Below are 22,636 nucleotides of genomic sequence, written 5' to 3'. Positions count from 1 at the left end.
TTACTCTCTTTTAAATCACATAGGAAAGTGCAAAGGTGCCGGCCAGCGCGACAACGGATGCAATCAGCGTGGCGACACTGTAATAACGGAATGTTTCCGCCAGCGTGGCATTACAATATTGTTTCACCAGCCAGAATAAGGAATCAGTCACAATGGTGCAGCCGATTGCCCCGGAGCCGATAGCCAGCGTCATAATTTCAGGGCTGATGTGCGGGTACAGCGGCATCAGCGGAGCCACGATTGCAGTCGCGCCCATCATGGCGACCGTTGCTGATCCGACTGCGGCATGAAGAATGATAGCCACCAGCCAGGCAAGTAAAATCGGGTGTATATCGATACCGGACAGCACCAGTGCCAGAGAATCACTCAGCCCGCTGCCTTTCAGGATGCCGTTAAATGCACCTCCCGCCCCGATAATCAACAAGATATTCGCAATCGAACTAAAACTTTCTTCTGTTTTGCTGAGCAGGACGCTCATTCCCATATTCCGGCGGATACCCAATACGTAATAAGCGGCAAAAGCGGCGATAAACATCGCAGTTATCGGATTACCGATAAACAATAAAAAGATGAATAACGGGCTATCTTTGCTCATGTTTAAATCAGCGGTTGTTTTGATCAGCATGAGCACAATCGGCAGCAGAACCGTAAATAACGCCGCGCCTAATGAGGGTAAATCTTTTTCTTCACGGACTTTCAGGTCAGCAAACGCGGCCGGTACAACTTTGAACGGTAAACGATCCCCCAAAAATTTCAGGAACAGCGGCCCGCCAATCAGCGATGCAACCAGCCCCACCACTAACCCGGCCACTATCACCGTTCCGATATCCGCGCCGAGTTCATTGGTGACAAATAACGCAGCAGGATGCGGCGGAATAATGCAGTGTACGGCCATCAGCGCCGTACATAACGGAATCGCCAGTTTTAATAATGAGGTATTTGTTTTTTTGGCAATCGAAAATGCCAGCGGGATCAGTAATACAACCCCGACTTCGACAAACAGTGTGATACCACAAATAAGGCCGATCAATATCATGGTGACATCGGGACTTAACCAGCGGCATTTTTCCAGCGTGATCCCGATTCGCTCAGCAGCGCCGGATATTTCCATCATCTTCCCGAGTATGGTTCCCAGTCCGATAATGGCCGCCAAAAATCCGAGTGTCCCGCCAATCCCGTTTTCGATGGCGCTGACCATATCCTGCGGTTCCATATTCATGGCGATACCGACAAAAAAGCTGGTGAGCAGCAGTGCTAAAAACGGGTGAAACTTAAATTTAATAATTAAAATAATAATCAGCAAGATACTGAAAACCAGCGTGCCGATCATCCACATTACAGAGTCCATATCCTACCCCTGGTTATATTGTTGTTGTGCATTCATTGGATAATAAATATTCAGGGGTGACAAACGATGAAACCGGAGCCTTGGGTTAGCTGGGTTAACTCAAATGCGTGACATTCATCAAAATCAGCACTTTTTCCGTGAATTGCATCATATAAATTCACCTTAAACGCGGTATTCTTTATGTAAAATCATCCTGCATAATAAAAAGGGAGTGGCTATGTCATCGGATATAAACCGGTATGAACCATCGGGATCCCTGCGGCGAAACAAACGGGTATCAGGTCATCAGCTGTCACGTCTGCATACTTTCGAAGCGGCGGCACGGCACAGTTCATTTGCTCTGGCAGCCCAGGAACTGGCTCTGACGCCCGGCGCGGTAAGCCACCGTATCAATACCCTCGAAAGTGAACTGGGTTTCCGGTTATTTGAGCGTTTTCACCGGCGGGTTGAACTCACATCAGACGGTGAACGCATCTACTGGGCATTACGGAAAAACCTGGATGACATTAACCAGGAAATCATTGATATCAAAAATCAGGAAATTTCCGGCGAGTTAACGGTTTATTCCCGCCCGTCACTGGCGCAATGCTGGCTGATTCCGGGGATCGCGGATTTTACGGATCAATACCCGGCTATTCAGCTGAATCTGTTAACCGGTAATGATGATGTCAATTTCCGCGGCTATGGTATTGATATCGCAATTTATTACGATGATATATCAAGACCTAATCTCTATTGCGAAGATTTGATGTCAGAATCAATCGTGCCGGTTTGCAGCCCGGAATATGCGAAACGTTATGAGCTGCATAACAATATTCATCAGCTCAGGAACTGCATGTTATTACATGACCGCCAGGCATGGAGCAGTAACTCGGATTACGACGAATGGAAAGCCTGGAGTGAACACTATCAGCCTGATTTATTCCCTCACCGGCGCAATTTGTGTTTTGATCGTTCAGATTTGGCGATTGTGGCCGCGATGAATCATGCCGGTGTCGCGATGGGACGTAAACAACTGGTGGAAAAACGTATTCAGAGCCGGATGCTGGTGATGCCCTTCGGCGATATTTCACTGACATGCAGTCAGCGATATTACTTTGCTATGCTTGGAGACAGGCGTAATCCGAAAGCAGATATCTTTATTTCGTGGCTGAAACAAAAGGTTACGAAGACATTGCCATAAATACAGCCGGACACCCGGGATCCCGCAGGTAATGCGTTCAATCTGCACATCCGGGACCGGCGCACCACATAAAAAACGCACCGGTAACCGGAAACGAAGAAAAAACAAAGCGGAAATAAAGACTTGATAGAATGCGGGGTTGAGCGTTAACATATGACCCGCCGCAAAACCGGCCATACCATCAGACATCATGTCCTCTTAGTTAAATGGATATAACAAGCCCCTCCTAAGGGCTAATTGCAGGTTCGATTCCTGCAGGGGACACCAAAATACCGCTCGTCTGTCCGTATCCACAATATGAACACCAGACTTACCGGATTCGGAAAAAATGTCCGTGATCCCGGCAGTTATAATCTATCCTCCGGATAAAAAAGCCCCGCAATTTAGCGGGGCATTGCTGATTTAATGTTTGAAATTATAGCTGCATCAAAAATCGAGCGTAAACCCACCAGTAAATGTTGGTGTTGTCGGTGTATCCGGCGGTGTACATGTCTGAGTGACCGGCGGACACGTAGGTTTCGGCGTTACAGGCGGACACGTAGGTTTCGGCGTTACAGGCGGACACGTCAGTTCCGGTTTTTCCGGCTCTTTACATTCACACCCGCATTTACAGCAGTTGTTAACAACAATGCTGATAACCGTCTGCCCACCCTCACAGCACATTTCCTTTGTTACTTTCCGCTCCGGAAGCCCGCATCTGCTCAAACTCCCGTATTGCCCGTTTATCGTGATTACAGTCCGCGATTGTTTTCATCGCATCCGTCAGCAGCAGGATCGCGCCGCCGTAAGTCAGTTCATCCGGGATAACCGGCAGCGGGCAGTCAGCGAGAAGATGAGCCGGAACCGGCACCACCGGCGCGGGCACGAATGTCTCTCTCGTATTGCTGCAACCCGCCGGTAACACGGCCAGGCACAGAAGCGGCAGCACATTCATCCTCTTTAAGTACGGTTTTAATAATTGTCTTAACATTGATATGCTCCGCCTCCTCCGTCTGCTTTGCCCGGATATTGCTGAGCGCAATATGATGTCCGGCCATAAACGCCACCCGGGTCAGATTATTAACAGCCAGCTGCTGGTCATACTTATCTTTCAGTATCAGATAATTACCTTTTACACCGCTGTACAGATGCAGTGTCAGCAACAGACAAGTCAGTATTACAATGCAGAGACCGGCCAGTATTTTTGTCAGTATATTCATGGATTTTCACACTGATAGTGGATAACGGCCGCCCGCGGATGTCCCGGCAGCGGCTGACAGTAATCCGGGAGTGAATACAGGTAACAGCCTGCCAGCAGGCAGGCTGTCAGTATGAGAATCGCGGCAATGATCAGCACTACAGGGTTGCACGACATACCTCACTCTCCGCTTCACGCCGGTTAATCAGCCCCTGCCACTGCCGGCCGCCGGCAAATGTCCAGCGTTTCATTTCCTCACAGGCACCGGCAATATCACCGCTGTTCAGTTTTCGCAGCATCGAAGAGCGGGAAAACGCCCCCGGGCCGACGTTGTAAACAAAGGAATAGATGGCAGCCCGGGTGGTGTCATCCACAGGAACCGTAATCATCGGATCAACCGCGCGGCGGATTTTATCCAGATCACGGTGCAGCAGCGCCCCGCATTCATCCGCCGTATAAATCTTTCCGGCCTGAATATCACTACCGGTATGCCCGTAACAGACAGTCAGCACCCCGGCCACATCGCGGTAGGGCCGGTATTCCACGCCTTCATAGGCCGGAATCAGCACCAGAGCGGTAGAAATTGCGCCGCCAGCTGCTGCAGCAATGACTTTTTTGCTCAGATTATCCTTCATGATGATCTCCGGCTTTTATCTGAAACTCTTTCCGTCGGTAATACCAATTGATAAAAAATGTACCGATGGTGCAGACAATCCCGATAAGGACTGCCCACTGATCCAGCGATAACACACCCAAAACGGAAGTGATAAGCCCCCAGGTATATGCTGCGGGCCCGGAATATTTATCTGACATGCTCATATACACTCCCTTGCAGAGTGTTCCGTAAATATTATTGAAAGGTAAACTCAGATAATGTCTGAAATATAAAAATTAATGTAAGGTCGTTTTCGGTTCTTTATTCCTTACTGCCTTTAATCGTGAATCAATATCGGTAATTGCAGAACATCCGAACCCCGGAGAAATAAAGGCTTTATTGACCACACGCCCGCAGAATTTAATCCGTTTCATTCCCTTTGACGGACATTTCATTACAGGATTAGGTTCAGGTTCTCCCCTGATTTCACGGACATAGCGGTACAGACGCGTGACAGCATCCGGTGCCACCGCATATTGCGGAATATAATGCCGTCCCTGCTTAACCATCCCTGTTTTTATCAGACTGCCGATTTTATGCAGGATAGTGGTATATGTGCGGATAAATATTTCAGATGTCTCTGTATATCGCGCAGCATCACTGTTGGTAAAGCAATCATAATCCCGGCAGGCCCGGATAATATTGACGTATATTTTAAATTTTTCCTCAGTCATAATATATCCTCTGAAGTATCATCCTGTAAATTACCGGCTGCGCTGCGTATTAAACGAAGCAGAGCCGGATGTCATTAAATAAAAATAATGTGCAGGGCAAATTTAAATAAAGTTACTGAATATAAATAGTGCCGGGAAATACCGGCGACCATCCCGCTTACGGGATGCTTTTTTGATGGCAATGCATTCAGCATGCCGGAGCCTGTTCACACACGGAGTGGTTCAGGCTGTTGGTGCGCATTTTTCAGCGCAGTCTGTTAAAGAGCGGGCAACAGTATCTGTTGATAGACAAATAATATCATAACTATTAAATATGTCAATATCTTTAGTATTGACAAAAATTCTGATTTTGGTATTAATATTGTATGAATGAAAAACGACAACTGACGACAGAACAGCTGGCAGACTGCCGAAGACTGAAAGCTTTGTATGAGTCAAAGAAAAAAGAGCTGGGTATCACCCAACAGAGCATTGCTGACATACTGAATATCAGCCAGGGCGCCGTCGGTCACTATCTTAACGGCCGTAATGCATTGAATTTACAGACAGCAAGTGTGTTCGCCACGCAACTCAATGTCCCTATTTCTGATTTCAGTCCGTCTCTTGCCGCAGAGGCGCAGGCACTGAGTGCCGCTATTGACAGCAATATTTCCGGCCTTCGCCCTTACAAACCCTCCCCGAGATACCCGTTAATCAGCTGGGTACAGGCGGGTGCCTGGAATGAGGCGAATGAAGCTTACGGGCTGGATCAAATCGACGAATGGTATGAATCAGAAACCCATGTTCAGGGGGCCGCATTCTGGCTGAGAGTCGAAGGCGAATCCATGACCGCACCAACCGGCAAGAGTGTGCCTGACGGCTCTTTGATCCTGATCGACACCGGCAAAGATTCCGAAAATGGCAGCCTGGTCGTCGCAAAGCTGACGGATTCTAACGAAGCAACGTTCAAAAAACTGGTGATCGATGGCGGCAACTGGTATCTGAAAGGACTCAACCCGACGTGGCCGGCCATGAAAGTTAACGGTGACTGTAAAATTATCGGTGTTGCCGTTCAGATGATGATGAAACTGTAATCATCTCCTGCCGCCCTCCTGCCGGAGGGCATTTTACTATTCACAGATAATACTCTTAGTATTTATTTTTCGGAAAAAATAATACCTTATAATAATACCATTAGTATTTTTATGCTGATGGTTCAGAAATAAAGGGAGGTAAAAATGAGTTGCCGCGGATATCAGTGCGCCAGAGCCCGCCGGGCTGCACGCAGACAACAACTACAAGCGGAATACCGGCTCAATGCAGCGCTGAAAGCCGCCATCAACGGAGAATGCAATGAAAAACCGCCGGTTTTATCTCTGAACAGACGTCCGATGGACAGAGTCACAAAAGCACTCTCTGTCCGTCGCACTTATGCTGTAATTCACCCGGTATTGACAACATTATCCGACCGAATGCAGTTTGACGTGTGATCCGAGATATTCCCGCTTACGCTGGTTATCAGCCGCTTTGTAGCATTCAGGATACAGTGCCGCGATCTCGGCCATTAATTGTGCTGGTGTGTTAACTGATTCAATTTTTGATGCAAGAGCCAGTGCCATATCAAAAGCGACCCGCTCTACCGGATTATATTTTGGTGAAAAGATTTTATTTGGCATATTGTTGCTCCGTTTATCATTGATAAATAACAACATGCATTACTTATCATTATGCAGGCTTCCGGAATGAGTATATCGCCTGAACAGGTCAGTAACTGCGTATTTGTTCAATACAACGGCTGTTTTCCGGTTTGCTATATTCTTTTTTTCTTATCATGATAACTTTCGGATATTAATGTGCTATCTGTCACACTTTGTCATGGTTTGCTGACAAATCCCGATAATACATTAATCAAGCTTTAAAAAGCCGGACACTACTACACATCCGCTCCGGTATAGTAAGTTCATCCAAGTAGAGAGTACCCTGAAGAAATGTTGTGATTATGCCCGCGGATTGCGGGCTTTTTTTTATTTCTGTCAAGATGAAATTTTTGCATCACCCTTCCCGTTGACCTTTCTTTCATTTTACCGCTATTTACTGATACATACTTTCAGTAAACAGAATGGTGAACATAATGAAAAAGCAATTTTCTCTGTTTTTTTCCGGTGCTGTTTTAGCACTGGGATTTTTACTGTCAGGCTGTGATAAGGGCACAACTGACATGACAAAAATTAAAGTCGGTGTGATTAATGGCGCCGAGCAGGATGTGGCTGAGGTTGCCAAAAAAGTGGCCAAAGAAAAATACGGACTGGATGTCGAACTGGTCGGTTTCAGCGGTTCATTGTTACCGAATGATCCGACGGCCAATGGGGATCTTGATGCCAACGTCTTCCAGCATCGCCCGTTCCTGGCCCAGGATAATAACGCCAGAGGTTATAACCTGGTCGCTGTGGCAAATACCTTTGTATTTCCGATGGCAGGTTATTCCGATAAAATTAAAAATATCAGTGAATTAAAAACCGGTGATACCATTGCCATGCCGAATGACCCGACAAACCTCGGCCGTGCATTATTATTAATGGAAAAAGAGAAACTGATTAAATTAAAATCCGGCACCGGTTTATTACCGACTGCGCTGGATATTACTGAAAATCCGCTGAAACTGAATATCATGGAGCTGGAAGGCGCTCAGTTACCCCGGGTGATTAAAGATCCGAAAGTCACAGTAGCCATTATCAGTACCACCTATATTCAGCAAACCGGCTTATCACCGGTAAAAGACAGTGTGTTTATCGAAGATAAAGAATCACCGTACGTCAATATTATTGTGACCCGTGAAGATAATAAAGACGCGGAGAATGTACAAAAATTTATTAAAGCTTATCAGTCACCGGAAGTTGCCAAAGCCGCAGAAACGCTGTTTAACGGCGGCGCCATTCCCGGCTGGTAATCACGACAATACAGTGCCGGATACTCTCCGGCACTGTCATTCACGCCTCATCCAGTCCCAGAGCCCGGCAGGAAAGCAGTACAATCTGCCCGGTGATTTCCGCCAGTTCATCCTCACTGACAGATTTCGCTTCACTGCGGCACAGATACGCCTTTTGTGCCACCACAAACCCCAGAATCTGCCCTATCAGGGCATGCGCCCTGATAATGGTTGTTTTTGTATCCGCCTGCGGGTCTGCAAGCTGTGCCAGCAGAGAGAGCCGCTTATGAAAGGGTTCAATAAATGACTGATAAATCACATCATAATTTTCAGTCTGCTCCAGCTGTTCCCGCAGGATCAGCGTGCCGTACAGAGCGCGTTCCGGCGATAACAATGCCTTGCACAGCCCGGAGACCATACTGACCAGTACTGTTTTCAGTGCCGTTTTGCCCGGCTGCTCCTGTGCCGTCAGTGCCTCTGTGGCAGCATCGATCCTGCTGACATCCGTCACAGCGGCCAGATCATCAGTAATTTTCCGGATCACTGCGGCATACACCCCCGACTTACCGCCCAGATGATACGGAATAGCTGACTGATTCACACCCGCCTCCTCCGCCAGCTGCCGGGTCCGGACACCGCTGACACCGCTGAGGGCAAACAGGCGGATCCCCGCCTGTATCAGTTTCTCTCTGGTCTGCTCTGAGGAGAGCGTATGTTTATTCATCTTTTCCGTCATCTGCAGATTCACCGGTATAATCAGAGATCAGCACGCATCAGCCGGGTGGAATTATCATTCAGCTCAATTCCGCCGTTTTTCCCGACAATGACCGTACCACCAAGGTTACACAGATGATAACCAAAGGCACAATTCGGTTCAAATGCAAAGCTCATCCCTGCCTTCAGCACCAGTTCCCGGCCGGGATTCGGCAGACGCTCCACTTTGCGGTAACGGGATACCAGCGGCAGAGATTCAATTCCCGGCGCAGTACCGAACCCGATCGGACCATACGGATTGATACTGTGGATCAGCGGATGCACATGCCAGCCGCCGGAAGCCAGCAGCGGTTTTTCCATCTCATCCACCACTTCCCCGAATGTCACGCCCTCTTTCAGATATGACACCCCGATGTCATAACATTCCCGTGCGACCTGTGCCGCTTTCTCCAGCTGCGGGTGAATATTACCGACCGCAACCGCTGCCTGATGCTGGGTTTCATACATTCCGTACAGCGCGAAAATTTCTGACAACACAATATCACCGCGCTCAATCTCCCGGGGTTTCTGTGAGCGGTACTGCCAGGCAGGCTGACCCCAGCCGATATATTCCGGGCCGGACCCCATCAGGATCTCCGCCGTAAATCCCCCCGCAGATAAACAGGTGGCGGTGACTGCCGCCGCAATATCCGCCTCACTGTTTCCCGGTACCGCTGTCACGCGCATGGCTTCACTCATTGCTTCACCGATGGCGGCAGCGTGGCGGATATGTGCCAGCTCTTCCTCACTTTTTACGGAAGCGCGGACAAAAAAGTCACGGTAAACCGGCAGAATCGCCGCCTGCGGATACGCCTCTTTAATCCCGGTCAGTGTATTGAACGGCATAGCACCATCAAAATAGAACGGCGGATACGGCTCCAGCCCGATCACCCCGATTTGTGCCGCCGCCGGTACATTCATCTCCCGGAGCAGTGCCCCGATATTACGTCCGGTTTTACCGACCATAATCTGCGACGGCGACAACCACTGATTGTCCCCGCGTAATGCGGCCTGCATATGGTCGGCAATCATCATCGGCGCAAATGTCACCACAACCGGGTCATTGTCCTGATAAAAGATCACCACAGACCCGAGGCGGTCATTGGTAAAATAGTGATCCACGCAGAACGGTGCCGGGGCAGCAGATTCCCGGTCACCATAAACAATCAGAACATCCAGATTACGCTGGCGCATGATGTCGCGCGCCAGATCTCAGCGGCGATCCCGCTCCTGTAAAGAGAAGCCTGCCGGTATTGCTGTGTTTACTGTTTTCATAAGCCACCCATTATTAATTCATTTGAACGAATTAATATCGTAGTGAATGATCCGAAATCCGTCAATGACAAGATCCGGATCAACACCTGGCTTCCCCGCTACGCGGTGCTCGTTCACCCGATGGAAATGCGCGAAGGCGGATTATACAATGTGGAAAAACGGATTTTCTTATTTAACTTTCCACAATAATCCTCTCCGGAAAAAAGAAAATGAAGACTCTCTTAATTCTTTATGATGAACCGGATTAATTCAATTTAAGCTATTAATCACTATTTTTTATGATAATAGTAATAACACCGGCACTGTAAAGGAAAAAACAATGAATACAAATCAGAGTGATATCGATAAGGCAGCAGCAAAAATAATCAAAGGAATGGAGCGTATTAACCGCTTTGCGGATAATTACACTGCATATCTTTCAGAAAAAGACAAGATGCAACTGGTCCGGCTGACAGAAGAATTACAAAAAAAACTTAATCCGGGAAAATAATAAATTTATTTCCTGTTGATGAACCGTTTAAACTTCAAAAAATACCGACATAACAAAATGATTTTAAACAATAAATTCAATATTGTTAACTATAGCGGAATATCAGGATTTGTCAGTTTTCTGGAGATTTGAAAATATTGCCACTGTTTATGTATATCCCGTTGTGCGGCGAAAAAAACAGGAATATGTTTCATCCATACCCGCTGAGCAGGTATAAATACTCCCGTAATCCTGAGGATATCATAATGAAACATTCAGCCCTTATTGTTGCAACTCTGGCCGGTTTATTCTCTTTCGGTGCAATGGCATCGACTCCGGCACCGGCAGTTTCCGCTGCGCATTCCGGTATTACCGCCACTAAAGCGGACAGCCATGCGAAAGCCGTAAAACATGAAGCAAAAGTAAAAAGTGAAAAAGGGAAAAAAGCGAAAAAAGTTAAAGAGGAAAAACAGGGCGCAATCTGATCATTATAACGGTGTTATCCGCGGATTAAACCGGCGCCATACCGGGGCCGTAAAAAAACCTCCCGTTCACGCGGGAGGTTTTCCTTTCTTCTTCATTACCCGTTATCAAATCACTAACGCAACAATAAAGATAATGAGTGCCATGCAGGTGAAGAAACCAATAGGGTATACCATCGTACTTTTCGTCATTGGTGACATGATCGAATCTCCTGTAAACCTTACTTAGTATCTGACAAACAAAGAACCCGCAGATATTTAAGGACATCCGGAGATATAAGTAAAGCTGATAGATCACAAAATCAACCGGCAACCTGCACTCTGTTAATTCGCTGCAGATTATTACTTTTCGGCGGAGATATCCTGCTTACTGCACAATCACCATCACCAGCAGAACAAATATCAGCAGCGCCAGATAAGATTTAGCATAGAGTTTATCCGGGATCCGGCCAATCAGCGGCGCGCTGAGTTTTTGCCCCAGCCAGGATCCGGCAATCAGTAACATAAAAGCCTGAATATCCACATAACCGGCAAAACCGCTGCCGAATTCTGCCGTTTCATGGCGGGCCAGCAAAATATAAGTCAGCGTACCGGCCAGTGCCATCGGCAAAGACAGCGGATTGGCCATCGCCGTCGCCTGTGCCATTTCCGCACCACGACGGCGCATCAACGGAACGGTCATCACACTGCCGCCCACCCCCAGAAACGCTGCCACCACACCAATCACAGTACCGGCCACCGCAACAGCACCCGCTGGCATTGTCCGCAGATGAGACGCTGACTGTGTCATAAACCCGGGGCGGAAAATACTGTCCAGAATAGTGATGGCAAGGTAAGCAATAAACATCCACTTAACCCATATCCCCTGAACTGCAATCGCCAGCAATGCACCTGCCACCGCACCGGCGGCAATATATCCCGCCAGCGGGCGTACCTGCGGCCAGTTAATCATTCCGGCACGATGCTGGCGAAGGGTTGCCAATGATGCGCTGAATATCATCACCCCGGTGGATGTCGCCACTGCAATATGCATGGCCGCCGCCGCGGTATGGCTGTCTGCCGTGGCTGTTAACAATGCATAAAGCAGCGGAACAATAAAAAATCCGCCGCCAAAACCAAACAATACCGTTGTCGACCCGACAATACAGCCACACGCAAATAAGAGTAAAAACACAGGAACCGCCCCGCTGAACATAATTGTTACCCATACTATAAACAGCAGACAGGCAATCTGCTTTTGCATGCAGGACAACCGGTATTGTATTTCAGCCAGGATGAATTCAGCGGCACAGGAAAAAGAAAAGGCCCGCTGATGTGCTCAGGGGCCTTAATAAATCTGCTGCTTATTGATCAGGTCAAATCTTTAATCACTTCAGAAGGGCCATTTTTCTGTACAGACGCGATACCATTCATTGCCCCCTGCTTTGAGGCATACATTTCGCTGGTGGCAATAATTTCATGGTTTCCGGCTTTCAGAACAAAATAGTACGGCTGCGGTGTATCTTTGGTTGATTTTTTTAACTCGTAATACCCCATAACAAGCTCCTCGGTTGAAAATCATGTTAATACGGCAAATCATAATGACGATTTCAGTATAGTCACTAATACGTAAAAACAGGAAATAAAAACCGGAAAAGATAAAATTCACTGATATTCAGCGGCCAATCATCAGTAAGTAAGGGGTATTATCACAGATAAAATGACCGGCTTCTTTCATACCGGATTTCAGATGTGCACGAACCGAACGTTCATTATCCTGGTTAATAAAGGCAACCGGTTTTCCGCTGTTTTCCGCACATAGCCGCTGATACAGCGCCGGTAAGATTCCCTGCCCGCGATAATCTGCCCCAATACAGACCGGGCCGTAAAACCAGTTATTTTCCAGTAACTCACCGAATTGCTGTGAAATCACCGCGGTCACCGGCGATATTTGTGCGGACTGCACCGGAAAACTGAACACCACCCCGGCAATCACGTCACCATCCTGCGCAATAATCACCGTCAGTGCATGCGCAAACATATTTTCAACTTTCTTCAGGGGATATTCCCCCAGCAATCCGCCCTGCCGTGACTGAGCATTCTCCTGTAATAATGCCGCCACCTGCCCGCAATCTGTATTAACCATCTGCCGGTAACAAATCATGTTTCCTCCTCTTTTTTGTCCCTGTAAACAAAAAGCCACCGGATTAACCGATGGCATATTAAGGAAATTCAGTCATCTTCCGGCGGATCTTTAAGAAGCTGGTGGATTTCTTCTTTCAGGCGTAATTTCTGTTTTTTCAGCTCCACCACTTCCTCACTGTAGCCGCTTCTGTCCGATTTTTCCAGACGGGCAATTTCATGATCGAGTTGGTTGTGTTTATCAAACAGCGTGCGAAACTGATGACTATTCTGGCGAAGATGGGAGATCAAATCACGGTATTCCGGAAACATAACAACTTACCTCCTGTCAGTGACTATAGTGCCATCATCTGCGATTTCAGTTCGCAAATCAAAGGCCGGATTTAAAAAATTTGACATAGGTTTGCGGTTTAATACCGTATCCGTTTTGCATGAAGATTATGCAGCGACCGACCGGACAACAAATCAAGGGGTTATTGTTAAGGTCATACTGGCTGATGGTTTTACTTCATAGAGCTGTTTTTCACTATTCCAGACAAATTCCGGCGATGCATACTGGCCATATGCATAAGAAGGAAATTTCGCAGGCTTATAAGAAAAATCACTATCGATACCGGTATTTCTGCTCTCCTTTAATCCGGCTTTAAAAAGTTCATTCTGTTTATTTCGGCTTTTCTCTGCATCCTGTTCAAATTTCGAATGACCGGCAAGCATATAGGTCGGCTTATTCATAAGATTTTCAGGTGTTTTTTTGGTGGCGACGGTTAATTCGGCGTTAGTTTTATTGCCTGCTTCAGCACATCCGACAAGAAGACATAATGACAAATGAGATATAACTACATAATGCATAAGGTTAATTCCTGATAATTTAACCCACGCATTATTACATAAGATTATTTTATATGTAAACACAATGAAAAATAACGATATGTTACCAACTGATAATACCGCCTGAGACTAAGTAAAATATAAAATGAATTTCACCACTATTACTTTTATTTGTAAAATAAATAACCTATATTTATCCATTTAATAGATGATTTATTCGCTGAAATAAATCTTTTAATATTTTAATCAGTTATAAGGATTTCCTGTTCCCGCCTGTGAGATTATTGCGGTGCTTATTGGTGCGTTTACTGTTATCTTCGGAACAATGATTTTTATCGGATTATGGTGCTACAGTAAATTCCGTCCTTTAAAAATAACCGTTATTGACTGATGTAAAACCGGATAAGACACAGAAAAAGCCTCACCAGAAGTGAGGCTGATTTCTGGTGTATCGATGACGCTTAAGGATGTTTTGCAGGACATCCGTTTGTCATGGCAAATTCGGCCAGAATACCATCAACGTCATTAATAAAGTTTTGTCCGTCCGCGAAAACTAATACAGGCAATGACTGGTTTTCTTCCCCGATAAGATCCACCAGCAGTTTTCTTGGTTTATCAAAATCAACATAAACAACATCTGTTGATTCACGCAATTCAGGATTCGTGGCAAGAACGCCTTCTAACAGCGTGCAGTCAGGGCAAAGAAAGAGACTACCGGGATAATTTAAGTCAGAAAATCCCATTTTTAAAAGATACAGTGTATTTTTCATGTGTTCCTCCGTTTTGTTATAAAAATAATCTACCATTCATCCGGTGGAAATAATTTCCATAACTCACTCAGATCCAATGAAAAAAAGGATAAATATTCTCTTTCCGCAAAACAGGTTCAGTAGCGTTCAAATACCTCATAATCAGGGCGCTCCCCTCTCATAACAGCCCGCTGCTGTTCATGCACCGGTGCCCTGTCAGCCCTTTTCTGCTCCGCTGTACGTGAATTTTTATGGGGTTGCGGCCAATCCGTTTTGTTGTGCCCGACCTCCGGCCAGGTTGAACATCCTGTCAGCACGACATGAATAATAAGGAATAATATAAATTGCATTTCAGGAAACAGAAAAGACAGTTCTGAATATATTAAGCAGCGCCGAAAACTCAGTATATCCTTCCCTGTCCAAAAAATGTCCGGCGTTATTTTCAATAATAACCTGAGTCTGCAACGACTCCGCCAGCGTTTTCGATGCCTGCGGACTGACCACCCAGTCGTCAGAAGATATGACTGAAATTCGTTTATCAGAAATCTCTGTCAGCTTAGTATAATCCAGAGGATACTGAACATGCGCCTCCAGCTCAGGCAGTGTTTCCTGACTGCAATCAAAACCGGAGACTAAAATATAACCACCCAGTTTTGTCCCTTCCGGAATATGTTCAGTGATATATCGCAGCACCGTAATACAACCAAGACTGTGCCCGACAAAAATTGTATTTTCATCCGCTGTTATATTGTTGCTGATAAGGCATTGCTGCCATTTTTGCGGATCAGGAGAATGCGGTTCCGGCATCGCAGGAACGGCAACTGTGGCACCAAGCAATTCCAGTTCTTTTTTTAACCACGGAAACCAGTTATCTGCCGGTGATGCAGTATAACCATGAACAATAATAACGTTTTTTCCTTTCACTCTCAGCCCCGGTATTCAGGTTGAATTTTCAACATATTGGTTTTATCTGACTGTTTTAATATAACATTTCCCGTCATATTTTTAGCCGTTTTTTAGTTGTTTCAACTAAGAGACACAAAACCATTTTCCATAAAAATCTGTTGTGATTCAGTCTGTAACAGGTAATCAACAAAAGTCTGAGCTATCGGCGACATTAAGGCCATACAATATATTGCTTTGACATTATGCGCCTCCGGGATAGCTATTGTCGCGAGTCCGGGAAGTTCTGACATTTTTTTCTGATAGTGCCGGTAACCAATAAATATATCTGCCTGATGAGAATGAATCAGCCACTGAGACGCCATTTGTCCCGCAGGGATCACCGGGGAATTTTTTCCGCCCACCAGATGCCGTGTACGATTGCGGATATTTTCCGCCAGTTCCGGATCGGCTTTACTGAGTTCAGAATAAAACTGCACCACATAATCCCCACAGGGATCATCAACCGGCGTTGAGGTACCGATAATTAAATCCGGAGCACGCAGTAATTGCTGCCAGTCAGGATATTGTTCAGCTAATTCAATGGTGGTGGTAATTCCTAAGTAATTGGCAATAAAAGGCTCAACACTGAATGCTGTCTTATTCCGGAGTAATGCTTCCGGATGTGTCCGGTCCGCAGACAAAAACAGGTCACACTTTACCCCGGATTCAATTTTTTGCCGCAATAAACCGGCCGGACCAAAATCACAGGTTACCGGCGGTATTTTATTACCGGAATAACGGGTTAAAATGGCAGTCAGCGCTCCCCGCAGACTGCCGGCCGCCATAATATGCATTAATGACTGCCCTGATATTGAGTGCGATAGAATTTCTGATACCAGTTATTAACATCAGCATCCACATCAATATCGGCAAATTTCTGCGGATACAATTTAGCAGCCATCCAAAGCTCACCGATTGCCATCGCTTCCGGCATCGGATATCCCCAGGCTTTGGCATATTCCGGCATTAAATAAACACGTTTGTTTTTCACTGCATCAATAACCTGCCAGCGGGGGTCATTATTAATTTCGTCAACAACGCCCGGGTAGCGATCCTGAATAAAAATAACTTCCGGGTTCCAGCTGATAACCTGCTCGAGAGAAACCTGTTTATACCCTTTAATGGTCGCAGCGGCAACATTCATTGCGCCGGCGTGCTGCATCATTAAACCGGTATATTTTCCTGATCCGTAAGTGGTTAAATCCGGGTTTGCCATATAGGCCCGGACACGCTGACTTTCATGGATATCTTTCAGACGTTGGGTCACTATATTCCTGCTGTCAAAGGTTTGTTTAATCAGCTCTTTTGCATTGTCCGGCTTATTAACGATATCACCAATCAGGGTAATCCCTTCTTTCAGCCCGTCATTGTAGGCTTGCTCTTCATTATCAAGCTCAGGATTCACATTATTTTTAGCGTGGCTGCTGTTGTCTTTCTGCAGTGAAATGGCGATAACCGGGATACCCACCTGCGTAATTTTATCGATCATTTCCTGTGGCGCATAATTAGTGACAAAAACTACCTGCGGTTTCAACTGCACCAGACTTTCAAGATTGACGCTTTTCAGATCGCCTACATTGGGCACTTTCACTAATTCAGGTGCCAGCCGTTCATAATTTTGACCGAGCTGCTCACGCCAGTTTCCCATCACGCCCACAATTTTGTCCGTTGCATCCAACTGAACCAGTAAATTCAGTGTCTGATGCTGAAGAACAGCCACGCGCTCAACATGATCATCAATAACAACCTTGCGCCCCAGCTGATCTGTAAACTCCCGCGCCGCCTGGCCGGAGAATGAAAAAATGACAGCAATAAACCCAATCAGATACTTTTTCATCATTATTACCCACTTTAACCGATATATACTTGGTTATATATCGATTGATTTCATGGGTCAACTGTTTCCGGGGGTATTACAGCACCGGAATGCGATATTCTGCATGCCAGTAAATGCCCCGGAAACCAAAAATCTGCCGGGACATAAAAATCAGCAACAAACCGATAAATATCATGGTGATCACAACAAAGATTGGATAAAGGTACAAAATGAAAATTTAATATATGGGCTCCGGAATAACGAAACATGCTAACTATCAAGGAATTGCGGAGAGTTTATCCTGTAAATTATCGTTACCAGGTCAGTCTGTAACTATCATCAATTAATGACTTCAGTTCTTCACTACTGAACTCAGCATCCAGTATTATCGTAACCCAGTGTTCTTTGTTCATGTGATACGCAGGATAGATACCATCCTTTAAACGAAGAGAGCCAACCATTTCCGGCGCAGCCTTAACATTAACAATATCCACTACTTTCTCTGCGTCTCCGGCGCCTATTTTATCAGCAGATACTGACATTATGATAGCAAACCATTTGGCATTTCCGCGGTGCCTGAATACCGCATAATCCGGATATTTAATCCACGGATAGTCAGGGGCTGAGCCGTAATTAGTCCGGATATATTCAATCAGATCGTTCTTTTTCATATCAGCACCTTAAGTAAACCATTAATGGCTATGTCAGATACCGATATTACAGCATTTATCATGGCGCTCTGATATATCCTGTTTTTATGCAGTGATATTTTTGTACAAATTAAAACCAGCTCACAATATGTTAAGCTGGCTTTATTGTGTATTTGTTCTTCTTAAATAAGAATGATATTCATTTTTTATATGGTAATGAATAACATTTATGATTGTATTTTTTGCATTATCAGATTGCTAAAGGCTCCATATATACAAAGGAGCTTTTTACTGATTCAGTATAATCATTCTGAGTTTCAGGAAACAGAAATTCATAAGACACATGAAATATATTTATTATCTTAAATACAACACTGACATCTATTTTATTAACACCTCGTTCATACCTTGACAACTGCTGCTGTGAGACCCCCAGCATTTTAGCTAACATCTTTGTAGTCAAGCCATTACGGTGTCTTAAGTCGCGGATATTCTGCCCTACAATAAAATTAATATCTTTCATTATGAACCTCCTGATAAACATATATTAAAGGTAAAGCATAATATGCTGACTGACAAACCAAGCTATCAACAAAAAATATACAACTCAGAATAATTATCTAAAAACAAAAGGCATTGACGGAAAAAAATCTTAAATTATTATTTAACGACAAGCAAAAAGACCAATTAACCCCATTAGCCTTAATTATAAACCTAATGCCAAGTATTTATACTTGTTTATATTACGTTTAACTTTTGGCAGGTATATTCGGTTGCAGAAGTCGCAAGTATCCCTTCCGTTAATCAATTTGCCCGGCAATAGCCGGGCTGTTTTTTTTCAGTTGTATCTGCTTTAATAATATCCATCGGTTATCGTGTCTGTTTATCCGACCTGGCAGGTGCCAGTTTGATATACTTTCCCCTCCGCATATCATCCCCGTAGTTTCTTTTTCCCGAAGGTATTTACCACCAGAAAATACTGTGTTCTGTACCGAAAGAGAGATTACAGAATATCTTTGATGCTCTCAGCAAGTGTTGTTGTTGGTCGTCCAATCAGTTTACTCAGAGTATGACTATCATCGAATAATCCTCCTACGGACGCACCAACATCAGAGTCAGCAAGCATTTCAGACAACTCATCAGGCAAGCCCGCATTTTTCAGTGCGGCAACAAAATCAGCCTGACTTAAATTCTGATACACAACATTCTTTCCGCTCTGTTCAGTCAGTTCTTTCGCCAGGTGGCTTAATGTCCGGGCCTCATCTCCGGCAAGCTCATACACCTTACCCGCATGCCCGTCTTCACTGATAACACAGGCGGCAGCCGCCGCATAATCAGCTCTGGCAGCGAAAGCGATTTTGCCTTCTCCGGCCGCACCAATAAAGACACCATGCTCAAGTGCAGCAGGTACACTGGCCAGATAGTTTTCCGTATACCAGCCATTGCGCAGAAGGGCATACCGGATACCGGAATCAGCCAGCATTTTTTCTGCTTCCACATGCTCAGTATGTAAACCCAGCGGAGAGGTGTCGGCATGTAACAAACTGGTGTAAGCAATGAATTTCACATTAGCTGATTTTGCCGCATTAATCACATTACGATGTTGCGTGACACGCTGTCCGATTTCACTGGAAGAAATCAAAAGCAATTTCTCAACCCCCTGTAAGGCCCTGATTAATGATGCTTCATCATTGTAATCAGCCTGACGTACAGAAATTCCTTTCCGGCTCAGGGATGCACCTTTTGCCGGATTACGGACAATCGCCACAATCTGGCCTGCCGGGACTGTTTGCAGCAGATTTTCAATAACATGCTGGCCCAGGAGGCCTGTCGCACCGGTAATTGCAATCATAAGATAGCTCCTTAATGTATCACTTGTGTTTCGTTAACATAACACCTAGACTTACTTAAAGTAAGTACATACAAAAAGGTAAGTTCAACGTGGCAGCTTCAACATTATCCCAACAGTTACGCGACGGTAATTTATTTGCCGCGCAGTGCTCTTCCCGGGAAATTCTTAAACATGTAACAAGCCGCTGGGGGATACTGATTTTAATTTCCCTTCGTGACGGGACACACCGTTTCAGCGATTTACGACGCAAAATCGGCGGAATAAGTGAGAAAATGTTAGCTCAGTCATTACAGGCGCTGGAACAGGATGGCTTCATTAATCGCGTGTCATATCCGGTATTACCGCCCCACGTCGAGTATACACTGACCGATCTTGGTGAACAGATAAGTGAAAAAGTCACCATACTGGCAGACTGGATAGAGATAAATCTTTCGAAAATACTGGCGCAAAAGGAAGATAAAACAGCATAGTGCTTTACACTATTGGTTCCCGGGTCGTCAGGCATTATTCCGGACGCTTTGTCCCGTTAAATTTCTGTCCGCTTTTCAGTGGCAGAAAATTTACGATATCCCTTGTAAGGACCATAAATATCCCGGGAACGCCATGTTGCTGGCTGTTGTTACCGGACAGCGCCTTGCTATCCCTCTCTCCCTACGGTGTCAGGCACTCAATATCAGCCTGCGGGATGTGATTGCCGGATGCCGTGATCTGTATGTCAGCAAATATTTAGTCCACTACACACGAAGCACATCACAATCACAACCCGGCGGTCAGGTAACCGCAAATACCCTGACCACCAACTTTAAAAAAGCCAGGGATAAAACCGACATCAATTGGGGAGAAGGTACGCCTGCAACATTTCATGAAATGCGGTCATTGTCTGAGCGTTTATACCGGGAACAGGGAATTAATACCCAAAACCTGCTGGGCCATAAAAACCAGCAGCAAACCGATAAATATCATGATGATCGTGGAAAAGATTGGCATATAGTATCTATTTAATATACACATACCGTGAAGTAAACCAAATTATTGGTTTACCATTTTTTACTTTAACGTCTTCGTTACCATTTTTGTCTACAGTTTTTGCTTTAAACGTTAAATAATAAAGTCCAGGATTTTTAACATACAGTGCATAACTTATGCTCCTTTCCGCAGAAATAGGTACAATCAGATCATACATTGGTGTGTGATCAGTTTTTTTATCTTGTGAAATAACCTCATAAAAATTAGGATGATAAGTCTCCAATGCTTTTATTTTATCATTAACAACCTTAACACTCTGTATAGTTAATGATTCTTTATCTAAACCTATATGTATTGGCTCAGTTCCATTATTCTTAATAGTAACAACTGGAAGAATATAGAATCCATCGTCCCCTTTTTCCTCTGTAATATTTATAGAAAATAAAGTTGATTCTGTGCCTTTTATTCTCTCTTGTATTTCCTGTAATTCTGCAGCAGCCTTATCTCTTTGATTTAAAGCATCAAAAGTATAAGCCCCCCAAAGTAACGTAAATATAGTACATAGCCCTACAGTTATATTGCTGAAGTTGGAATGTTCATTCCAAATAGCTCGAAAATAATAGACTGTAAGACCTATGATAAAAATTAATATAGCAATAATGACTATAGACATTATGCTCATATCATCCACCTATATGCGTTGAACTACCATCACTGGGAAAGTCATCTTCCTCAATATTAGAATCAACAAATTCACTATTTTGATTTGCAGCACTCAGTATTAACTGCCTTCTAATGCTCGGAATATCTAACTCATACTCAATGACATTACGATTAGATTCAATGAGTTCAGTTATTTCCGCGAGATTACTAGTATAGGTTTGATTGGTAAATTCTAATTCTTGGGCTGGACTTATGGTTGTCAATATTAAATATAAAAATGCAACTCCTGCATATCTTGATTGACTGCTAAACTTTAACCACAAATCACCTGGTGACATTAAAATTTGTTGAGAAGTTAAATCCAGAAGCCCACCATTTGAATATCTGACCATAGCATTTTTCAGATCTTCATAATTTATATTTAATGGGTTCTCATCATTTGATTGATGCTCAGAAATCATGATCGATAAAACTTGTATTCTATCAATCAGTTCAGCTAATTGTTTTAATGTATGATGTTTTAAAGCAGCAGATTGCTCTATCCTCAAACTACTATAATAATCATTCCCATCGATAAAAAATGAAGAAAGCCAGTGAAAAACCTCCTTAGAATTATCACCTAAAGAAAATATCGCTTGATACGCATTAAACGATTTTTGAATTGTTATTGGTATTCTATTCCTAGGTATAGGATCACCCCATTGTACGTCTCTACGAACTTTAAATCCTTCATTTGCAGGAAATATATCTGTAGCATAATATGGATTTGATTTGATAATCCCTGGTATTACTTGGCTAGAATTTAATGTGAAAACAACATCACCAACTTTCATATCAATAACAAAGCTCTCAATTTGAGGCTTAACATTCTTTGCTGTTATAGCATTAAAACCTTCAAGTAAACTAGCCTTATTTGCCTGTGTTATTGGGTCACTAAATGTAAGCTCGTTAATCTGTAGATTATCTAAATGTGCTGTAGCAATTATCTCATTCTCAATAAACTCACTAGCAAACCGATATCTAACACCAGGACGAACTACCCAGCATTTTGATGCTAAATTAACTATTCCAATTTTAAGTGGCATACTCATTATATCCCATAAATAACTACTATTAATTCTATTT

30 protein-coding genes, 1 tRNA gene and 1 pseudogene are annotated in these 22,636 nt (G+C 44.5%); 9 read left to right on the top strand and 23 right to left on the bottom strand.

All coding sequences use genetic code 11. From position 1 onward, the window contains the following. Positions 1-10: 10 nt before the first annotated feature. The gene (gene dsdX / locus GN208_RS08835; protein ID WP_243828339.1) at positions 11-1,348 is read right to left on the bottom strand and encodes a D-serine transporter DsdX; all 1,338 of its coding nucleotides are present in this window, start codon (positions 1,346-1,348) and stop codon (positions 11-13) included. A gap of 217 nt (positions 1,349-1,565) precedes the next feature. Here dsdX and dsdC point away from each other — a divergent pair, with 217 nt between their 5' ends. Then, positions 1,566-2,531 carry a DNA-binding transcriptional regulator DsdC gene (gene dsdC, locus GN208_RS08830; RefSeq protein WP_004235072.1) on the top strand — a complete coding sequence of 322 codons (966 nt, stop codon included), beginning with the start codon at positions 1,566-1,568 and terminating at the stop codon, positions 2,529-2,531. A 192-nt stretch (positions 2,532-2,723) separates the two neighbouring features. Beyond that, positions 2,724-2,798, top strand: a tRNA-Arg gene (locus GN208_RS08825). 385 nt (positions 2,799-3,183) lie between these two features. Here GN208_RS08825 and GN208_RS08820 read toward each other — a convergent pair. The 5 genes from GN208_RS08820 to GN208_RS08800 all read right to left on the bottom strand — a co-directional run bounded on the left by GN208_RS08820 (position 3,184) and on the right by GN208_RS08800 (position 5,037). Next, positions 3,184-3,501 (bottom strand): hypothetical protein, encoded by a 318-nt coding sequence (locus GN208_RS08820; RefSeq protein WP_004235071.1) that lies wholly within the window; start codon positions 3,499-3,501, stop codon positions 3,184-3,186. 225 nt (positions 3,502-3,726) lie between these two features. Next, a complete protein-coding gene (locus tag GN208_RS08815) occupies positions 3,727-3,885 on the bottom strand; it encodes a hypothetical protein (protein WP_004239826.1) in 159 nt (52 codons plus the stop codon). After that, a complete protein-coding gene (locus GN208_RS08810; protein ID WP_004235069.1) occupies positions 3,867-4,343 on the bottom strand; it encodes a lysozyme in 477 nt (158 codons plus the stop codon). Before GN208_RS08810 ends, GN208_RS08815 begins: the two co-directional genes overlap by 19 nt. Next, positions 4,333-4,527 (bottom strand): phage holin family protein, encoded by a 195-nt coding sequence (locus tag GN208_RS08805; RefSeq protein ID WP_004235068.1) that lies wholly within the window; start codon positions 4,525-4,527, stop codon positions 4,333-4,335. The genes GN208_RS08810 and GN208_RS08805 overlap by 11 nt, the downstream gene beginning before the upstream one ends. A 72-nt stretch (positions 4,528-4,599) precedes the next feature. Beyond that, positions 4,600-5,037, bottom strand: a complete 438-nt coding sequence (locus GN208_RS08800) for a hypothetical protein (RefSeq protein ID WP_004235065.1) — start codon at positions 5,035-5,037, stop codon at positions 4,600-4,602. 365 nt (positions 5,038-5,402) lie between these two features. Between GN208_RS08800 and GN208_RS08795 the strand changes: the two genes are divergently transcribed. Continuing rightward, positions 5,403-6,110: a S24 family peptidase gene (locus GN208_RS08795; RefSeq protein ID WP_004235063.1), complete on the top strand. Its 708-nt coding sequence runs from the start codon at positions 5,403-5,405 to the stop codon at positions 6,108-6,110. A gap of 366 nt (positions 6,111-6,476) precedes the next feature. Here the strand turns inward: GN208_RS08795 and GN208_RS08790 are convergent, their stop codons facing one another. Further along, positions 6,477-6,728, bottom strand: coding sequence for a hypothetical protein (locus tag GN208_RS08790; protein ID WP_004235059.1), 252 nt, complete (start codon positions 6,726-6,728; stop codon positions 6,477-6,479). 419 nt (positions 6,729-7,147) lie between these two features. On the opposite strand from GN208_RS08790, the gene nlpA reads away from it, so the two are divergent. Next, the gene (gene nlpA / locus GN208_RS08785) at positions 7,148-7,963 is read left to right on the top strand and encodes a lipoprotein NlpA (protein WP_015422793.1); all 816 of its coding nucleotides are present in this window, start codon (positions 7,148-7,150) and stop codon (positions 7,961-7,963) included. 40 nt (positions 7,964-8,003) lie between these two features. Here nlpA and GN208_RS08780 read toward each other — a convergent pair whose 3' ends face one another. Beyond that, entirely contained in the window at positions 8,004-8,666 is a 663-nt protein-coding gene (locus GN208_RS08780; RefSeq protein ID WP_015422794.1) for a CerR family C-terminal domain-containing protein, read from the bottom strand. A 32-nt stretch (positions 8,667-8,698) separates the two neighbouring features. Beyond that, positions 8,699-9,904: a M24 family metallopeptidase gene (locus tag GN208_RS08775; RefSeq protein WP_311133471.1), complete on the bottom strand. Its 1,206-nt coding sequence runs from the start codon at positions 9,902-9,904 to the stop codon at positions 8,699-8,701. Between the two features lie 108 nt (positions 9,905-10,012). Here GN208_RS08775 and GN208_RS08770 point away from each other — a divergent pair, with 108 nt between their 5' ends. The 3 genes from GN208_RS08770 (at position 10,013) to GN208_RS08760 (ending at position 10,924) form a co-directional block, all read left to right on the top strand. Further along, entirely contained in the window at positions 10,013-10,159 is a 147-nt protein-coding gene (locus tag GN208_RS08770; RefSeq protein WP_160312183.1) for a hypothetical protein, read from the top strand. Between the two features lie 130 nt (positions 10,160-10,289). After that, entirely contained in the window at positions 10,290-10,460 is a 171-nt protein-coding gene (locus GN208_RS08765) for a hypothetical protein (protein WP_004235050.1), read from the top strand. A 245-nt stretch (positions 10,461-10,705) separates the two neighbouring features. Further along, positions 10,706-10,924, top strand: coding sequence for a hypothetical protein (locus GN208_RS08760; RefSeq protein WP_004235049.1), 219 nt, complete (start codon positions 10,706-10,708; stop codon positions 10,922-10,924). A 364-nt stretch (positions 10,925-11,288) separates the two neighbouring features. On the opposite strand, the gene GN208_RS08755 is transcribed toward GN208_RS08760, so the two are convergent. From GN208_RS08755 to GN208_RS08700, 12 genes are all read right to left on the bottom strand, one after another. Then, positions 11,289-12,164: a sulfite exporter TauE/SafE family protein gene (locus tag GN208_RS08755; RefSeq protein ID WP_004235047.1), complete on the bottom strand. Its 876-nt coding sequence runs from the start codon at positions 12,162-12,164 to the stop codon at positions 11,289-11,291. Positions 12,165-12,271: 107 nt separating this feature from the next. Then, a complete protein-coding gene (locus GN208_RS08750) occupies positions 12,272-12,457 on the bottom strand; it encodes a YegP family protein (RefSeq protein WP_004235045.1) in 186 nt (61 codons plus the stop codon). Between the two features lie 118 nt (positions 12,458-12,575). Next, a complete protein-coding gene (locus GN208_RS08745) occupies positions 12,576-13,064 on the bottom strand; it encodes an acetyltransferase (protein WP_015422796.1) in 489 nt (162 codons plus the stop codon). 68 nt (positions 13,065-13,132) lie between these two features. Then, entirely contained in the window at positions 13,133-13,354 is a 222-nt protein-coding gene (locus tag GN208_RS08740) for a DUF465 domain-containing protein (protein ID WP_004239807.1), read from the bottom strand. Between the two features lie 153 nt (positions 13,355-13,507). Next, on the bottom strand, positions 13,508-13,891 hold the full coding sequence (locus GN208_RS08735) for a hypothetical protein (protein WP_015422797.1): 384 nt from the start codon (positions 13,889-13,891) through the stop codon (positions 13,508-13,510). Positions 13,892-14,331: 440 nt separating this feature from the next. Further along, positions 14,332-14,640 (bottom strand): DUF3088 family protein, encoded by a 309-nt coding sequence (locus GN208_RS08730; protein ID WP_004239806.1) that lies wholly within the window; start codon positions 14,638-14,640, stop codon positions 14,332-14,334. A 330-nt stretch (positions 14,641-14,970) separates the two neighbouring features. After that, positions 14,971-15,543, bottom strand: coding sequence for an alpha/beta hydrolase (locus GN208_RS08725; RefSeq protein WP_015422798.1), 573 nt, complete (start codon positions 15,541-15,543; stop codon positions 14,971-14,973). 101 nt (positions 15,544-15,644) lie between these two features. After that, on the bottom strand, positions 15,645-16,358 hold the full coding sequence (locus tag GN208_RS08720; RefSeq protein ID WP_004235032.1) for a substrate-binding domain-containing protein: 714 nt from the start codon (positions 16,356-16,358) through the stop codon (positions 15,645-15,647). Next, on the bottom strand, positions 16,358-17,404 hold the full coding sequence (locus GN208_RS08715; protein WP_004235031.1) for an ABC transporter substrate-binding protein: 1,047 nt from the start codon (positions 17,402-17,404) through the stop codon (positions 16,358-16,360). Before GN208_RS08715 ends, GN208_RS08720 begins: the two co-directional genes overlap by 1 nt. A 290-nt stretch (positions 17,405-17,694) precedes the next feature. Continuing rightward, positions 17,695-18,051: an MmcQ/YjbR family DNA-binding protein gene (locus GN208_RS08710; RefSeq protein ID WP_004235029.1), complete on the bottom strand. Its 357-nt coding sequence runs from the start codon at positions 18,049-18,051 to the stop codon at positions 17,695-17,697. 229 nt (positions 18,052-18,280) lie between these two features. Beyond that, positions 18,281-18,553 carry a helix-turn-helix transcriptional regulator gene (locus GN208_RS08705; RefSeq protein ID WP_015422800.1) on the bottom strand — a complete coding sequence of 91 codons (273 nt, stop codon included), beginning with the start codon at positions 18,551-18,553 and terminating at the stop codon, positions 18,281-18,283. 480 nt (positions 18,554-19,033) lie between these two features. After that, positions 19,034-19,882 carry an SDR family oxidoreductase gene (locus GN208_RS08700; RefSeq protein WP_004235028.1) on the bottom strand — a complete coding sequence of 283 codons (849 nt, stop codon included), beginning with the start codon at positions 19,880-19,882 and terminating at the stop codon, positions 19,034-19,036. Between the two features lie 89 nt (positions 19,883-19,971). Here GN208_RS08700 and GN208_RS08695 point away from each other — a divergent pair, with 89 nt between their 5' ends. Both GN208_RS08695 and GN208_RS08690 read left to right on the top strand, forming a co-directional pair. Continuing rightward, on the top strand, positions 19,972-20,352 hold the full coding sequence (locus GN208_RS08695; RefSeq protein ID WP_243828338.1) for a helix-turn-helix domain-containing protein: 381 nt from the start codon (positions 19,972-19,974) through the stop codon (positions 20,350-20,352). 64 nt (positions 20,353-20,416) lie between these two features. Next, positions 20,417-20,884: pseudogene (locus tag GN208_RS08690) on the top strand (tyrosine-type recombinase/integrase); the annotation flags it as partial. Here the strand turns inward: GN208_RS08690 and GN208_RS08685 are convergent. Together GN208_RS08685 and GN208_RS08680 are read right to left on the bottom strand one after the other, a co-directional pair. Then, positions 20,877-21,530, bottom strand: a complete 654-nt coding sequence (locus GN208_RS08685) for a hypothetical protein (RefSeq protein WP_015422801.1) — start codon at positions 21,528-21,530, stop codon at positions 20,877-20,879. The pseudogene GN208_RS08690 and the gene GN208_RS08685 overlap by 8 nt on opposite strands. A 1-nt stretch (position 21,531) precedes the next feature. Continuing rightward, a partial coding sequence (locus GN208_RS08680) for a hypothetical protein (protein ID WP_243828337.1) occupies positions 21,532-22,636 on the bottom strand: 1,105 nt, incomplete at its 5' end.

Origin of the sequence: Morganella sp. HSTU-ASny43 (assembly GCF_022819185.1) — a bacterium.
In the GTDB taxonomy this organism is placed as follows: domain Bacteria; phylum Pseudomonadota; class Gammaproteobacteria; order Enterobacterales; family Enterobacteriaceae; genus Morganella; species Morganella morganii.
This window is presented reverse-complemented; position numbering and strand designations above follow the sequence as displayed.

Coding starts and splice junctions, on each gene's coding strand:
- GN208_RS08715 (WP_004235031.1), bottom strand. CDS start 17,404: ATGATGAAAAAGTATCTGATTGGGTTTATTGCTGTCATTTTTTCATTC.
- GN208_RS08815 (WP_004239826.1), bottom strand. CDS start 3,885: ATGTCGTGCAACCCTGTAGTGCTGATCATTGCCGCGATTCTCATACTG.
- GN208_RS08745 (WP_015422796.1), bottom strand. CDS start 13,064: ATGATTTGTTACCGGCAGATGGTTAATACAGATTGCGGGCAGGTGGCG.
- GN208_RS08805 (WP_004235068.1), bottom strand. CDS start 4,527: ATGAGCATGTCAGATAAATATTCCGGGCCCGCAGCATATACCTGGGGG.
- GN208_RS08720 (WP_004235032.1), bottom strand. CDS start 16,358: ATGCATATTATGGCGGCCGGCAGTCTGCGGGGAGCGCTGACTGCCATT.
- GN208_RS08700 (WP_004235028.1), bottom strand. CDS start 19,882: ATGATTGCAATTACCGGTGCGACAGGCCTCCTGGGCCAGCATGTTATT.
- GN208_RS08820 (WP_004235071.1), bottom strand. CDS start 3,501: ATGTTAAGACAATTATTAAAACCGTACTTAAAGAGGATGAATGTGCTG.
- GN208_RS08705 (WP_015422800.1), bottom strand. CDS start 18,553: ATGAAAGATATTAATTTTATTGTAGGGCAGAATATCCGCGACTTAAGA.
- GN208_RS08750 (WP_004235045.1), bottom strand. CDS start 12,457: ATGGGGTATTACGAGTTAAAAAAATCAACCAAAGATACACCGCAGCCG.
- dsdC (WP_004235072.1), top strand. CDS start 1,566: ATGTCATCGGATATAAACCGGTATGAACCATCGGGATCCCTGCGGCGA.
- GN208_RS08740 (WP_004239807.1), bottom strand. CDS start 13,354: ATGTTTCCGGAATACCGTGATTTGATCTCCCATCTTCGCCAGAATAGT.
- dsdX (WP_243828339.1), bottom strand. CDS start 1,348: ATGGACTCTGTAATGTGGATGATCGGCACGCTGGTTTTCAGTATCTTG.
- GN208_RS08765 (WP_004235050.1), top strand. CDS start 10,290: ATGAATACAAATCAGAGTGATATCGATAAGGCAGCAGCAAAAATAATC.
- GN208_RS08710 (WP_004235029.1), bottom strand. CDS start 18,051: ATGAAAAAGAACGATCTGATTGAATATATCCGGACTAATTACGGCTCA.
- GN208_RS08795 (WP_004235063.1), top strand. CDS start 5,403: ATGAATGAAAAACGACAACTGACGACAGAACAGCTGGCAGACTGCCGA.
- GN208_RS08810 (WP_004235069.1), bottom strand. CDS start 4,343: ATGAAGGATAATCTGAGCAAAAAAGTCATTGCTGCAGCAGCTGGCGGC.
- GN208_RS08755 (WP_004235047.1), bottom strand. CDS start 12,164: ATGCAAAAGCAGATTGCCTGTCTGCTGTTTATAGTATGGGTAACAATT.
- GN208_RS08760 (WP_004235049.1), top strand. CDS start 10,706: ATGAAACATTCAGCCCTTATTGTTGCAACTCTGGCCGGTTTATTCTCT.
- GN208_RS08685 (WP_015422801.1), bottom strand. CDS start 21,530: ATGAGCATAATGTCTATAGTCATTATTGCTATATTAATTTTTATCATA.
- GN208_RS08730 (WP_004239806.1), bottom strand. CDS start 14,640: ATGAAAAATACACTGTATCTTTTAAAAATGGGATTTTCTGACTTAAAT.
- GN208_RS08780 (WP_015422794.1), bottom strand. CDS start 8,666: ATGAATAAACATACGCTCTCCTCAGAGCAGACCAGAGAGAAACTGATA.
- GN208_RS08800 (WP_004235065.1), bottom strand. CDS start 5,037: ATGACTGAGGAAAAATTTAAAATATACGTCAATATTATCCGGGCCTGC.
- nlpA (WP_015422793.1), top strand. CDS start 7,148: ATGAAAAAGCAATTTTCTCTGTTTTTTTCCGGTGCTGTTTTAGCACTG.
- GN208_RS08790 (WP_004235059.1), bottom strand. CDS start 6,728: ATGTTGTTATTTATCAATGATAAACGGAGCAACAATATGCCAAATAAA.
- GN208_RS08735 (WP_015422797.1), bottom strand. CDS start 13,891: ATGCATTATGTAGTTATATCTCATTTGTCATTATGTCTTCTTGTCGGA.